General features: G+C 68.5%; 15 protein-coding genes, 1 tRNA gene and 1 pseudogene. 8 read left to right on the top strand and 9 right to left on the bottom strand.

Annotation, left to right across the window (positions count from 1 at the left end; genetic code table 11):
- Window positions 1-101: 101 nt before the first annotated feature.
- Window positions 102-1,175, top strand: coding sequence for an alkene reductase (locus QAR72_RS04405; RefSeq protein WP_442953548.1), 1,074 nt, complete (start codon window positions 102-104; stop codon window positions 1,173-1,175).
- Between the two features lie 4 nt (window positions 1,176-1,179).
- Here the strand turns inward: QAR72_RS04405 and QAR72_RS04400 are convergent, their stop codons facing one another.
- From QAR72_RS04400 to QAR72_RS04390, 3 genes are all read right to left on the bottom strand, one after another.
- Window positions 1,180-1,755 carry a LysE family transporter gene (locus tag QAR72_RS04400; RefSeq protein WP_304616152.1) on the bottom strand — a complete coding sequence of 192 codons (576 nt, stop codon included), beginning with the start codon at window positions 1,753-1,755 and terminating at the stop codon, window positions 1,180-1,182.
- Between the two features lie 127 nt (window positions 1,756-1,882).
- Window positions 1,883-3,289, bottom strand: a complete 1,407-nt coding sequence (gene glnA / locus QAR72_RS04395) for a type I glutamate--ammonia ligase (RefSeq protein WP_304616151.1) — start codon at window positions 3,287-3,289, stop codon at window positions 1,883-1,885.
- A gap of 99 nt (window positions 3,290-3,388) precedes the next feature.
- The gene (locus QAR72_RS04390; protein ID WP_304616150.1) at window positions 3,389-3,727 is read right to left on the bottom strand and encodes a P-II family nitrogen regulator; all 339 of its coding nucleotides are present in this window, start codon (window positions 3,725-3,727) and stop codon (window positions 3,389-3,391) included.
- Window positions 3,728-3,928: 201 nt separating this feature from the next.
- On the opposite strand from QAR72_RS04390, the gene QAR72_RS04385 reads away from it, so the two are divergent.
- The 4 genes from QAR72_RS04385 to QAR72_RS04370 all read left to right on the top strand — a co-directional run bounded on the left by QAR72_RS04385 (window position 3,929) and on the right by QAR72_RS04370 (window position 7,707).
- Window positions 3,929-5,431: an NAD(P)H-hydrate dehydratase gene (locus QAR72_RS04385; protein ID WP_304616149.1), complete on the top strand. Its 1,503-nt coding sequence runs from the start codon at window positions 3,929-3,931 to the stop codon at window positions 5,429-5,431.
- 47 nt (window positions 5,432-5,478) lie between these two features.
- A tRNA-Leu gene (locus QAR72_RS04380) sits at window positions 5,479-5,563 on the top strand.
- 121 nt (window positions 5,564-5,684) lie between these two features.
- On the top strand, window positions 5,685-6,977 hold the full coding sequence (locus QAR72_RS04375) for a hypothetical protein (protein ID WP_304616148.1): 1,293 nt from the start codon (window positions 5,685-5,687) through the stop codon (window positions 6,975-6,977).
- Window position 6,978: 1 nt separating this feature from the next.
- On the top strand, window positions 6,979-7,707 hold the full coding sequence (locus QAR72_RS04370) for a hypothetical protein (RefSeq protein ID WP_304616147.1): 729 nt from the start codon (window positions 6,979-6,981) through the stop codon (window positions 7,705-7,707).
- 82 nt (window positions 7,708-7,789) lie between these two features.
- Here the strand turns inward: QAR72_RS04370 and QAR72_RS04365 are convergent, their stop codons facing one another.
- From QAR72_RS04365 to QAR72_RS04345, 5 genes are all read right to left on the bottom strand, one after another.
- Complete coding sequence (locus QAR72_RS04365) at window positions 7,790-8,353, bottom strand: F0F1 ATP synthase subunit B (RefSeq protein ID WP_304616146.1); 564 nt, start codon at window positions 8,351-8,353, stop codon at window positions 7,790-7,792.
- Entirely contained in the window at window positions 8,350-8,985 is a 636-nt protein-coding gene (locus tag QAR72_RS04360) for a F0F1 ATP synthase subunit B' (RefSeq protein WP_304616145.1), read from the bottom strand. Before QAR72_RS04360 ends, QAR72_RS04365 begins: the two co-directional genes overlap by 4 nt.
- A 74-nt stretch (window positions 8,986-9,059) precedes the next feature.
- A complete protein-coding gene (locus QAR72_RS04355) occupies window positions 9,060-9,296 on the bottom strand; it encodes a F0F1 ATP synthase subunit C (RefSeq protein ID WP_219830398.1) in 237 nt (78 codons plus the stop codon).
- Between the two features lie 84 nt (window positions 9,297-9,380).
- Window positions 9,381-10,127, bottom strand: coding sequence for a F0F1 ATP synthase subunit A (locus tag QAR72_RS04350; protein ID WP_304616144.1), 747 nt, complete (start codon window positions 10,125-10,127; stop codon window positions 9,381-9,383).
- A gap of 2 nt (window positions 10,128-10,129) precedes the next feature.
- Complete coding sequence (locus QAR72_RS04345) at window positions 10,130-10,492, bottom strand: AtpZ/AtpI family protein (protein ID WP_304616143.1); 363 nt, start codon at window positions 10,490-10,492, stop codon at window positions 10,130-10,132.
- A 228-nt stretch (window positions 10,493-10,720) separates the two neighbouring features.
- Between QAR72_RS04345 and QAR72_RS04340 the strand changes: the two genes are divergently transcribed.
- The 3 genes from QAR72_RS04340 to QAR72_RS04330 are packed head-to-tail and all read left to right on the top strand — an operon-like array spanning window position 10,721 to window position 12,865.
- Entirely contained in the window at window positions 10,721-11,092 is a 372-nt protein-coding gene (locus QAR72_RS04340) for an ArsR/SmtB family transcription factor (protein ID WP_304616142.1), read from the top strand.
- Window positions 11,076-11,954 (top strand): PfkB family carbohydrate kinase, encoded by an 879-nt coding sequence (locus QAR72_RS04335; protein ID WP_304616141.1) that lies wholly within the window; start codon window positions 11,076-11,078, stop codon window positions 11,952-11,954. The genes QAR72_RS04340 and QAR72_RS04335 overlap by 17 nt, the downstream gene beginning before the upstream one ends.
- The gene (locus QAR72_RS04330) at window positions 11,951-12,865 is read left to right on the top strand and encodes a pseudouridine-5'-phosphate glycosidase (protein ID WP_304616140.1); all 915 of its coding nucleotides are present in this window, start codon (window positions 11,951-11,953) and stop codon (window positions 12,863-12,865) included. Before QAR72_RS04335 ends, QAR72_RS04330 begins: the two co-directional genes overlap by 4 nt.
- On the opposite strand, the pseudogene QAR72_RS04325 reads toward QAR72_RS04330, so the two are convergent.
- Window positions 12,862-13,165 (bottom strand): annotated as a pseudogene (locus QAR72_RS04325) (patatin-like phospholipase family protein); the annotation flags it as partial. The gene QAR72_RS04330 and the pseudogene QAR72_RS04325 overlap by 4 nt on opposite strands.

The raw sequence follows: 13,165 nt of genomic DNA, 5'->3' as shown, positions 1-13,165 counted from the left end.
GGGCCGCGGTAAAGTTAAGGCGACTTTTCCGCCCCTTGAAACCGCCGGCATCCGGCAACAGTTGAAGCCGCGGGCGCCTGTCCGCCCGACAAGTCGAAAGGATGCCGATGCCGACCCTCTTTGATCCGGTGACCATGGGCGCCGTCACGCTGCGAAACCGCATCGTCATGGCGCCGCTGACCCGTTCGCGCGCGGGCGAGGCTCGCCTGCCCAACGCGCTGATGGCCGAATACTACGCGCAGCGTGCCGGGGCCGGGCTGATCCTGTCCGAAGCCACCAGCGTCACCCCGATGGGCGTCGGCTACGAGGCCACGCCGGGCATCTGGTCGGATGCCCAGGTCGAGGGCTGGTCGCAGGTCACGCGTGCGGTTCATGAACGCGGCGGGCTGATCTTTCTGCAGCTGTGGCATGTCGGGCGCATCTCGGATCCCCAGCTTCTGGGCGGCGCCCTGCCGGTCGCGCCTTCGGCCATCGCGCCTGCGGGACATGTCAGCCTGTTGCGCCCCAAGCGGCCCTATGTGACGCCTCGCGCGCTTGAGACAGACGAGATCGCCGGCATCGTCGAGGCCTATGCCGATGCCACCCGCCGCGCCCGCCATGCCGGGTTCGACGGGGTCGAGATCCACGGCGCGAACGGCTATCTGATAGACCAGTTCCTGCAGGATCACAGCAACCGCCGCACCGACCGCTATGGCGGCAGCGTCGAGAACCGCGCGCGCTTTCTGTGCGAGATCGCGGATGCGGTGATCGGCGCCTGGTCGGCGGACCGCGTCGGGCTGCACCTGTCGCCGCGCGGCGACAGCCATGACATGGGCGACAGCGATCCGCATGCCCTGTTCACCCATGTCGCCGCCGAGATGCGCGCCCGGCAGCTGGCCTTCCTGTTCCTGCGCGAACATCCCCGCCCCGACAGCCTGCTGCCCGCGATCCGCGCGGCCTTCGGCGGACCGGTCATCGCGAATGAGGGTCTGACGCGCGAGGTCGCGCAGAGCCTTCTGGCCGAGGATCGGGCCGATGCGGTCAGCTTCGGGCGCGACTTCATCGCCAATCCCGATCTGGTCGAGCGCCTGCGCCGCGACCTGCCGCTGAACGCCCAGGACCCCTCGACCTTCTATGTCGGCGGGCCGCGGGGCTATGTCGACTACCCGGCCGCGACCGGGATCGCTGCGGAGTAGCCGCTCACGCCGTCAGGACGCCCGCCAGGATCGAGACCGACACCGCGCCCAGCCACAACGAGGCCGCCCGCTGCAGCAGCGGCAGGCGGCCACCCGCAGCGCCTCCGCCAAGAGCGCCCAGCCCGCCCCACAGGGCGGCGACCAGCGCGACCGAGGCGGCAAAGGCCGCCAGCCCCGCCGGCGCGGCGCCCTCTGGCAGCGCCGGGACAAGGACCAGGCCCACGACCAGCGCCTTGGGGTTCAGAAGCGTCGTGACCGCAACCTGCCGCGCCGAGACATGGCGCGGCGCACGCGCTCCATGCGGCCGCTGCCACAGGCGCAGGGCCAGCCACATCACCCAGATCCCCGCGACCAGCTTCAGCGCGGTGGCCAATGTCGGAAGCCCCGCCAGAAGGTCCGCCCCCAGCACCGACAGCGGCACGACGACCGCCAGATAGGCGCACAATTCGGCCGGGATCAGGCGCAGCATCCCCGCAGCGCCCCGCTGCGCGCCGGCCAGCGCCATCAGCGTGTTGGTCGGCCCTGGCGCCAGCAGCAGGGCAAGCACCGCGCCCAGAAAACCCGCCATCGTCATCGCCATTCTCCGACCTGTTCCGCCACCCTCGTGTCATGGGCGTGCAGTCGGGGCCTTGATCTGGATCATGGGCGCCGATGCGAAAAGGGGGCGCCCGGCGGCGCCCCCTTCAGGATCAATGTCCCTCGCTCTCTCAGCAGCTGTAATACATCGCGTATTCCACCGGGTGAGGCGTGTGCTCGTAGGCATAAACCTCTTCCCATTTCAGGGCCATGTAGCCCTCCAGCTGGTCGCGGGTGAAGACGTCGCCCGCCAGCAGGAAGTCCATGTCCTTCTCCAGTTCCTCCAGCGCCTCGCGCAGCGAGCCGCAGACGGTCGGGATTTCGGCCAGTTCCTCCGGCGGCAGATCGTAGAGGTCCTTGTCCGAAGCGGGGCCCGGATCGATCTTGTTCTTGATCCCGTCGAGGCCCGCCATCAGCAGCGCCGCGAAGCACAGATAGGGGTTGGCCGAGGGGTCCGGGAAGCGGGCCTCGACGCGCTTGGCCTTGGGCGATTCCGTCCACGGGATCCGCACGCAGCCCGAGCGGTTGCGGGCCGAATAGGCGCGCAGCACCGGGGCCTCGAAGCCCGGGATCAGCCGCTTGTAGCTGTTGGTCGAGGGGTTGGTCAGCGCGTTCAGCGCCTTGGCATGCTTCAGGATGCCGCCGATGAAATACAGCGCCTCCTGCGAGAGGTCGGCATACTTGTCGCCGGCAAAGAGCGGCTTGCCGTCCTTCCAGATCGACATGTTGACGTGCATCCCCGAGCCGTTGTCGCCCTTCATGGGCTTCGGCATGAAGGTCACCGACTTGCCATAGGCATGGGCGACGTTATGGATGACATACTTGTATTTCTGGATGTTGTCGGCCTGCTCGACCAGACCGCCGAAGATCAGACCCAGCTCGTGCTGCGCGCTGGCAACCTCGTGGTGGTGCTTGTCGACCTTCATCCCCATGCGCTTCATGGTGGACAGCATCTCGCCGCGGATGTCCTGGCCGGCATCGATCGGGTTCACCGGGAAGTAGCCGCCCTTGTGGGCCGCGCGGTGGGCCTGGTTGCCCATCTCGTATTCGGTGTCGGTGTTCCAGGCGGCGTCAACGGCGTCGATCTGATACGACACTTTCTGCGGCGTGACCGAATAGCGCACGTCGTCGAAGATGAAGAACTCGGCCTCGGGGCCGAAATAGGCCGCGTCGCCGATGCCGGTCGATTTCAGATAGGCCTCGGCCTTGGCGGCGGTCCCGCGCGGGTCGCGGCTATAGGCTTCGCCCGTATCCGGCTCGACCACGTTGCAATGCACGCAGAGCGTCTTTTCGGCGTAGAACGGATCGATATAGGCAGAGGCCGCGTCGGGGATCAGTTTCATGTCCGACTGGTCGATCGACTTCCAGCCCGCGATCGAGCTGCCGTCGAACATGAAGCCTTCCTCGAAGAAATCCTCATCGACCAGATCGCGGTCCAGCGTCACGTGCTGAAGCTTGCCCTTGGGATCGGTGAAGCGGACGTCGACATAGGCGACATCCTCGTCTTCGATCAGCTTCAAGACATCCTTGATTTCCATCTCTTCCCTTTCTTCGTGGTAGCGGCCCGGCGGCCGGGGCCGGCCGGGCGGAAGTCCTGTTGGAACTGGTTTCTTGTTGTTGTGTCTGGCTGCCGGGGATCAGACCGCGTCGTCGCCGGTCTCGCCGGTGCGGATGCGGATGGCCTGCTCGACGGGCAGGACGAAGATCTTGCCGTCGCCGATCTTCTCGGTGCGGGCGGCGCTGACGATGGCGTCGATGGCGGCATCCACCTGATCGTCGGGCAGGACCATCTCGATCTTCACCTTGGGCAGGAAATCGACCACGTATTCGGCGCCGCGATACAGTTCGGTATGACCCTTCTGACGGCCGAAGCCCTTGACCTCGGTCACGGACAGGCCCTGGACCCCCACCTCTTGCAGCGCCTCTTTGACATCGTCCAGCTTGAACGGCTTGATGATCGCCTCGATCTTCTTCATCGCAATTGATCCTTCCTCGCGGCTTGCCTTGAAGACTGCTTGGCGGGTTTCCGGGGCGGGGTAAATGTGGCAGCCTGTTTTGACCGCCGCTGAAATGCGTTCACCGGGATTGATGCACATAAATTGATCATACAGCACAAAATGCAGGCAAAACTGGTGCCGGACTGCACGGAAGTCATGAATGCCGCCCAAACGCGCGCCATGGAATCCGATGCGATCGCCCGCGGAGAGGCAGATGCCCATGATCTGATGCAGCGCGCCGGCGCGGCGGTCCTGGCCGCGATTCTGCAGACCTGGCCCGACCTGCGCGCGGCACGCCCGCATGATCCGCGCCGTGCGCTGGTCCTGTGCGGGCCGGGCAACAATGGCGGCGACGGCTTCGTCGTGGCGCGGCTTCTGGCGGGGAGCGGCTGGCGGGTGCGGGTGCTGTTCTGCGGCGAGGCCGCGCGCCTGTCGCCCGAGGCCCGCGCGGCCCATGATGCCTGGCTGGATCTGGGCGAGGCCGAGCCCGTGGACCCGGCCGATCCCGGCCCGGTCGGGGATGCCGATCTGCTGGTCGACGCGCTGTTCGGCTTTGGCCTCTCGCGCCCTGTGACGGGGCATCAGGCGCTGCTGTCGCAACTGGCGCTTGCGCGCCAGACCGGGCGGATCGGCGCATCCGTGGCCGTCGATCTGCCAAGCGGGCTTTGCACCGATAGCGGGCGCGCGCTGGTCCCCGAGGGCGGCAGGCTCGTCCCCGCCGACCTGACGATCAGTTTTCACAGCCTCAAACCCGGGCATCTGCTGGCCGAGGGTCCGGCGCTGTGCGGGCGGGTCGTGGTGGCCGATCTGGGGCTTGCCCTGCCCGGCTCGGGGATCAGGCGCAGCCTGTGGCAGGCCCGGCCAGCGGCATTGCGTCTGGCGAAATCGCCGGCGTCGCACAAATACGATCACGGTCATGCGGTCGTGGTCGCTGGCGGGCCGGGCGCCGGAGGAGCCGCCCGCCTGTCGGCACGGGCCGCTTTGCGCGTGGGGGCGGGGCTGGTGACGCTGGCGCCCCCGTCCGAGGCCATGGCCGAACATGCCCGCGCGCCCGATGCGCTGATGCGACGCCCGGTGGACGACCCCGAGGCGCTGGCGCAATGGCTGTCGGACGGGCGTATCCGCGCGCTGTGCCTTGGGCCCGGCTGCGGGATCGCGCGGGCCGAGGCGCTGCTGCCGGTCGCGCTGGATTGGGGCGGCGCGCTGGTTCTGGATGCCGATGCGATCAGCGCGCTGGCCGGGCGGCCCGACCTGCGCGCCCGGCTGCATCCTCTCTGCGTCCTGACGCCCCATGGCGGCGAATTCGCGCGCCTCTGCCCCGATCTGGCCGCCCGGCTATGCGGCGCGCAGCGGCCCGCCCTGTCGCGGCTGGAGGCCGCGCAGCAGGCCGCGCGCGAACTGGACGCGACGCTGCTGCTGAAAGGCCCCGACACGGTCATTGCGACGGGTGATCGGGCGGTCATCCATTCGCGCCACGATCTGGGCTGGCTGGCGACGGCGGGGGCGGGCGACGTTCTGGCGGGGCTGATCGCCGGCCTTCTGGCGCGCGGCTGGTCCGGCGCCGATGCCTGCGAGGCCGCGACCCTGCTGCATGCCGAGGCCGCCTGCCGCTTCGGCCCCGGCCTCATCGCCGACGACCTGCCCGAGGCCCTGCCCGCGATCCTGCGCGATATGGAACGGTGATTTTCCCCCTCGCCCCCGCTTTCCGGCTTTGCTAAGAGGACGTCGATGCGGGTGTGGCGAAATTGGCAGACGCACCAGATTTAGGTTCTGGCGCCGCAAGGCGTGGGGGTTCAAGTCCCTCCACCCGCACCAACCCATCCCATGACCTTGGGTCGCGATGCCGCAAGCGTGAAGGAACCCGGCGCGGCAAGGGATGAACTTGCGCGATGATCCTGCTTATCTGCGCGCGACGATCCTCTTGCAGCGAGGCCCCATGGACCAACCCGACCGCGCCCTTCCCGACGATCCCGGCAACCGCTACGCGCGAGAGCTGGAACGCCATCTGGACTGGCTGGACAGCTTCACCCCGACCGCGCTTGGCGTGCTGGCGGCGGCATCCGGGATCTACACCTATCTGGGCGTGCGGACGCTGCTGGAAGAGCCGGGCCTGTGGACGACCTTTGCCGCCCTGGCCTATTCCATCGCGGTGTCGGTCGGGATCTTCGTCTTCTGGTCCTACCTTCTGCGGCTGCTTCCTGCGGTGCGGGGGGCCACGGCGCGGATCGGGCTGTTCCTGTCGATGGCTCTGGGCGCGGTGGCGATCATCGCCATGTCCTCGTGGCTGAACGCCGCCGCGCTGGCGGGCGGGGCGGCGATGGAAACCCACATGGCCACCACCGTCAAAAGCTATCAGACCGCGCTGGAACGCGCCCATGCCAATGCGGTTTCGGGTCAGTCGCTTGCGCGCGACGTGGCGCGGGTCAGGCAAAGCTTCCAAGACCTCTCCGAGCAGGAGGAAGGCGGCATCCTGTCGGGCTTTTCCGGGCGGGGCGCGGTCTTTCGGGTCCTGACCCAGAAGGGCACCGAATTGCAGGCACTCGAGGATCAGCTGCTGGCCATCGAGGCGCCCATCGAACGCACCTTCGCGCAGGGCAACGTGATCCTGTCGCGGATGCGCTCGATCTCGGTCGAGGCGGGCGGGCTGCCCGACCGCACCGTGCGCTTTTCCGAGGATGCGGTCGCCCTGGCCGGCCTCATCACCGAATTGCGGCAGCTGAACCCCGCGCCGCTGGTCCTGCGGGCGGCTCAGGATCTGGCCGATGCGGTGGTGCTGCCCGAACTCGACGGACGCACGGCCGAGATCCAGGCGGGCCAGAGCAGCACGATCAACTCGGTCCTGACGCTGGTGGCGCAGCGCGCGACGACGCTGTCGCAGGCCGCCGCCGAGGTCATCGCCCTGCCCCAGCCCGACGATGCGATCTACACGCCCATGTCGGCGGCGGATGCGGTGATCGTCTACGCGGGCAACTTCGTTCCGGCCTGGGCGGGCGCGATCTCGATCGACCTGCTGCCGGCGGTGCTGGTCTTCATCATCATGGTCGTGCAGGCCGCCATCCGCTCGGGCCGCGGCGAGGGACGGTCGGATGACCGCATGACCGTGGGCGAGCTGCGCGCCGCCCTTGCGGCGGCCGATCTGCTGCGCCCGGCGCCGCCACCCGCCGCGCCCGAGGCCACCGCGCGGCCCGAACCCGAGGTGCCGCCCGCCACCCCCCGCGCCGAGGGCTGAGATGCGGTTCCTTTCGACCCCGCAACGGGCCATTCGCGCCGTGCTTCTGTCGCAGGTGCTGCTGGGGGCCGCGATCGTCGGCGCCGATATGTGGCGCGCACCCGGCGCCGCGGCGCCCGACCTTTTCGCGCCGCCCGCGCAGGGGCCAAGCACCCGCCCCTATCGGCCCGATCTGCGGCCCGGCGCGCCGGGCGGCCCCGCCATGCGGCCCATGCCCGAACAGCTTGAATTCAGCCAGGAGGAGGGCGCCATCACCATCACCGGCCAGATCGCGGCGGGCGATGCCGACCGCTTCCTGGCCTGGCTGGACGAGACACGGGCCGAGGAACGCACCGTCCGCCTGGACAGTTCGGGCGGTTCGGTCGGGGATGCGGTAGCCATCGGGCGCGTCATCCGCAGCACCGGGCGCAGCACGCTGATCGACGAGGGCGCGGTCTGCCTGTCGGCCTGCCCCTACATGCTGGCCGGTGGCGTCGAACGGCGTGCCGCGCCGGGGGGCGTCGTCGGCGTGCACCAGCATTATTTCGGCCAGAACACGATCCTTCCGGCCTTCATGGCGGTGCGCGACCTGCAACGCTCGCAGGCGGGCGTGATGGATTACCTCAGCGAGATGGGCGTCGATCTGCGGCTGATGCCCTACGCACTGCGCACCCCGCCCGAGGACATCACCATCCTAGATCCCGCGCAATTGCTGGATTTCCGGTTGGTCACCGAAGCAGCGTCGGGCTGAACGAACGAAAAGGCCCGCGGCTCGCGCAGAGCCGGGGGCCGATCACTGTCCCATTGGCAGAGCCCTTGCGGGGCGCCTGACCTCAGTTCAGGCGACGCGCCACATCTTCGATGGCGTCGTCAATCCCGGCCGAGCGGTTACCCGCGCGGACCTGAGCCTGCAGCAATTCGGCAGCCGCAGCGACCGAGGCGGCCACGGCACGGTTGCGGACGGCGCGAACGGCATCCGCCTCTGCGCTGGCGATCTGGTCCTGCGCGGCCTGAAGGCGACGCTCGATCGAACGCGCCAGGTCGTCCTTGGCCTTGGCGGCCTGGGCCTCGGCCTCGCGCTTGGCATTGGCCACGATCTGGTCAGCCTGGGTCTTCACCTCACGGGCGCGACGCTCGTAGCTGGCATAGATCTCCTGCGCTTCCTCGCGCAAGCGACGGGCCTCTTCCAGTTCCTTGCGGATCGTCTCGGCGCGCTTGTCCAGCATGCCGCCCAGCAGGGCCGGCACCTTGTAGTAGACGAGGATGCCGACGAAGACGAGGAACGCGATCAGGACGATGAAATCGGTGTTATCCAGCCTGAAGAACGGCCCGCTGGCGGCGGTAGCCGGACCGGCCGCAAGCAGGGCGGCGGACAGGGGGGCGATCAGGCGCTTCATTGCACGGACCCTTTCATGCGGCTGTCCAGCGCGGCCTCGACGGCGGCTGCATCGGCCTTGCCGCCGAAGCTTTCCACCAGCGTGGCGGTCACGTCGCGGGCGACCTCGCGGGCGCTGTCATCGGCCGAGGCGCGGATTTCACGGATGCGGGCCTCGGATTCGGCGGTGCGCGCCGAAATCTCGGCATCCGCCTTGACGATGGCCCGGTCAAGCTCGGCCTGGATCTCGGCGCGGTTCTGCGCGACGATCCGCTGCGCCTCGCTGCGGGCTTCGGCCAGGGCCTTGTCATAGGCGGCTTCCGCCTCGCGGGCCTTCTGCTTGAATTCCTCGGCCGCCATCAGGTCGCCGGTCAGCGCCCCCTGACGATCCGACAGAACGGCAGCGATCCGCGGCACGGCGACGCGCGACAGGACCAGATAAAGGACCACAAGCGTGACGACCAGCCAGAAGATCTGGTTGCCGAAGGTGGTGACGTCCAGCTGCGGAAGGCCCGCGCTTTCCGCCGCGTAATGCGCCGCATCCCCGTAAGCGTGGGCATCGGCGGCATGGGGCGCGGTCTCGTCGATGACGACGGCCTCTTCCCCGGTGATCTCGACCGCGGTGGTGGCGGCCTCTTGCAACAGGCTGAACATATCCTACCCCATGGCCTTGTAAGTCACGAAGGGGTGGGGGCTTGGCCCCACCCCGCCGCAAGGATGGCGCAGGATCAGACCGCGAACATCAGCAGAAGCGCGACGAGGAACGAGAAGATCCCCAGAGCTTCCGCAAAGGCCATGCCGATGAACAGCGTGGCGGTCTGGCCGGCAGCGGCCGAAGGGTTGCGCAGGGCGCCGGCCAGGAAGTTGCCGGCAACGTTGCCCACGCCGAGGGCGGCAAAGCCCATGCCGAACGCGGTCAGACCGACGCCGATGTACTTGCCCAGATTTGCGAGTTCGCCTTCCATGGTATGTCTCCTTGCGGTTGGAAGAGGGTTGTCCGGTTCTCTGCGGCGCCGGGATGGCGCCGCCACAGTGCTGCTGTCGTCGGCTCAGTGCGACGGGTGCAGCGCATCCTTCAGATAGACGCAGGTCAGGATCGTGAACACATAGGCCTGCACCAGTGCCACCAGCACCTCGAAGGCATACATGCCGACCACGGCGACGACCGCGACAGGGGCGACGGCGGCGATGGCCGCGAAGCCCGCGAAGACCTTGATCACGGCATGGCCGGCGATCATGTTGCCCGCGAGGCGGATGGAGAGGCTCAGCGGGCGTACGAAGTAGCTGATCACCTCGATCACGGCCAGGATCGGACGCACGGCCAGCGGCGCCGAGCGGACCCAGAACAGGTCGAGGAAATGCGCGCCGTTCTTGATGAAGCCGATCGCCGTCACGCCGAAGAACACGCCAAGCGCCAGAACGCCGGTCACAGCGATATGCGACGTGACGGTGAAGGCCATCGGCACGAGGCCCAGCAGGTTCGCGAAGGCCACGAACAGGAACAGCGTCAGGATATAGGGGAAATAGCGCAGGCCGTCCTTGCCCGCGATGTCCTCGATCATCTTGTGGACGAGGCCATAGGTCAGTTCCGCCACCGATTGCGCGCGGCTGGGAACGATGGCGCGGCCACGGCTGCCCAGCACCAGAAGCGCGGTCGCCGCCAGCGCGGTCAGGAACAGCCACAGCGTCACGTTGGTCGGCGTGTACCATGCCACGGTCTCGCCGCCGAAGAGCGGCTTGACGATGAACTGATCCATCGGATGGAATTCAAGGCCGCCAGTCGCTTCCGTCGCCACGTTCAGTCCCTCTCGTCTCGGTCCGGGCCGTCGCCGGATTTCCTGTCTAGCTCGGACGCGGTGCGCATCATCGTCTTGATGCCGGCCGCAAGGCCGAGGAATATGAACACGATCATCATCAGGGGGCGGGTCCCCAGAAGATGATCAAGACCGTAACCGAGCACGCCCCCCAGCCCCAGGCCGGTCACAAGCTCGATCACCATTCGCCAGGCAAGGTTTGCCTGTTCGTATTTCCCCATCGGGCCGGGACCCCGGGGCTTGGGCGTCAGCGCGGCGATCCGTTCTTCCAGTGCGCGAAGCCGTTCGGCATCCGCCGACCGATCCTCCGCATCCTGGCGATCCCCTGGTTGGGGCTTTTCGGCCACCTGTCACGCCCTTTTGTTCGTTGGCCGCTGTCTAGGGGCTGGGGGCGGTCAAGTCAAGCGCCGGGATTTCCTTCCTAACCCATTGCGATCCATCATGTTTGCGCGCATCAGGGGATTGTGCCGCCCCCTTGCAATCGCGATCCGCGCGCCGCATCATTCAACCGCAAAGTTGAGCTTTGGCGCCCCGGCGCCGCCCGAAAACCGCCCGAGGACCTTGCCGGACGTCCCATGAGCAACCCTTCCGCCCCCTCGGCCGCCGGTCCCGGCGCCCTTGACCAGATCTTTGCGGCACTGGCCGATCCGACGCGCCGGCGCGTCCTGTCGATGCTGCTCGAGGACGACATGGCCGTCAGCGACGTCGCGCAACCCTTCCAGATGAGCCTGGCCGCGATCTCGAAACATCTCGCCGTGCTTGCAGCCGCCGGGCTGATCCGGCAAGAGCGGCGGGGCCGGATCACATGGTGCATGCTCGACCCCGACGGGATGCGCGCTGCCTCGGTCTGGATGCAGGGCTTCGGGCAGTTCGACCCGGTGGACCTGGACGATTTCGAACGCTTCCTTGAGGCCGAGTTGAGAGGCGAGGATGACCAAGACCCCTGACGTGCTGTGCATCGGCGCGATGCTCTGGGATGTGATCGGCCGCGCGCCGCGCCGCATGGCGCCCGGCGCCGACGTGCCGGGCCGCATCCGCCATCTGCCGGGCGGCGTGGCGCTGAACGTCGCGGTCGCGCTGGCGCGGTGGGGGCTGACACCCGCCGTTCTGTCCGCCGTGGGCCGCGACCCCGAGGGAGAGGCCCTGATCGCCGAGGCCGCCCGGCTGGGCGTCCTGACCGATCATCTGGCGCGCGACACCGGCGCGCCGACCGATTGCTACATGGGCATCGAGGACAGCGAGGGGCTGATCGCCGCCATCGCCGACGCGCATGGGCTGGAACAGGCCGGCGCGGCGATCCTTGAGGCCCTGGACGCCCTGCCCGCCTGGACCGGTCCTGTCGTGCTGGACGGCAACCTCACCGAGGATCTGCTGGACGCCATCGCCCGCGATCCGCGCCTTGGCCGCGCCGATCTGCGTGTCGTCCCCGCCAGCCCCGGCAAGGCAGAAAGGCTTGAGCCGCTGATCGCCGCCCGGCGCGGCTGCTTCTACCTGAACCGGCTCGAGGCCGAGATCCTGGCGGGCCGCGCCTGCCCCGACGCCGCCACCGCCGCCGAGGCGGTCGTCGCGCGCGGTGCCGCGCGGGTTCTGGTGACGGATGGCGCCGCCCCCGCCGCCGAGGCGCAGGCCAATGCGCCGACCATCACCTGCCGTCCGCCCTCGGTCACGATCGCGCGCGTGACCGGCGCGGGCGACTGCTTCCTCGCGGCGCATCTGGCCGCAGAACTTGATAACCAGCCGCGCGACGCGGCGTTGCGCCGCGCGGTCGAGGCCGCCGCCGCCCATGTTTCCGGAAAGGATGTCCCGTGACCGCCCTGCCCCTGACCTATTCCCCCGACGTGGCCGAGGCGTTGGCCGCCGGCCGCCCCGTCGTCGCGCTGGAATCGACGATCATCACCCACGGCATGCCCTGGCCGCAGAACCTCGAGATGGCGCGCAAGGTCGAGGCCGTGATCCGCGAGGGCGGCGCGGTTCCCGCGACCATCGCGGTGATGGGCGGGCAGATCCATATCGGCCTGACGGACGAGACGCTGACCGCGCTCGCGCAGACGCCGCCCGATCAGGCGATGAAGCTGAGCCGCGCCGATCTGGCCGTGTGCGTCGCCTCGGGCCGGACCGGCGCGACGACCGTGGCCGCGACGATGATCTGCGCCGATCTGGCGGGCATCCGCGTCTTTGCGACCGGCGGCATCGGCGGCGTCCATCGCGGGGCCGAGACCAGCTTCGACATCTCGGCCGATCTGCACGAACTGGCGCGCACACCCGTGACCGTGGTGGCGGCAGGGGCCAAGGCGATCCTTGACCTGCCCAAGACATGGGAGGTTCTGGAAACGCTTGGCGTGCCGGTCATCGCCTATGGCCAGGACGCCCTGCCAGCCTTCTGGTCGCGCGATTCGGGGCTGAAGGCGCCCCTGCGGATGGACAGCCCCGCCGAGATCGCCGCCGCCGCCGAGATGCGCGCGCGACTGGGCCTGGGCGGCGGTCAGCTGGTCGCGAACCCGATCCCGGTCGAGGCCGAGATCCCGCGCGACCAGATCAATCCGGTGATCGAGCAGGCCCTGGCCGAGGCCGAGGCGCAGGGCATCGCCGCCAAAGCGGTCACGCCCTTCCTGCTGTCGCGCATCTTCGAACTGACCGAAGGGCGTTCGCTGGACAGCAACATCGCCCTTGTCCTGAACAATGCGCGCCTTGCCGCCGCCATCGCGGTGGCGATGGACTAACGCGCGATCATCCCGGCAAAAAGCTGCGACAGGTCGAAGCTGTCGGTCTCGTTCAGCTTGTCGGCATGGTCGGTCAGGAAAGTGTCGGCGGCGGCCTGTCCCGCCGCCTTCATCCGGTCCAGCATGCCGGGGCGGGGCATGATCTTGGACCGCGCTGTCAGGTCGGTCATCAGCGCATCGTCGATGATCATGTGGACCAGAACGTTCTTCATCGCCTTGTCGGACAGGCGGTTCTCGGTGAACAATTCCTTGACGAAATTGATCGCGCGCAGCTGAGATAGAAGCGAGGCGTTGAAGCTG

The organism is Paracoccus sp. (in: a-proteobacteria) (assembly GCF_030604785.1).
Taxonomy (GTDB): domain Bacteria; phylum Pseudomonadota; class Alphaproteobacteria; order Rhodobacterales; family Rhodobacteraceae; genus Paracoccus.
The sequence above is the reverse complement of the archived record's forward strand: the minus strand, read 5'-3'. Positions and strand labels throughout refer to the sequence as shown.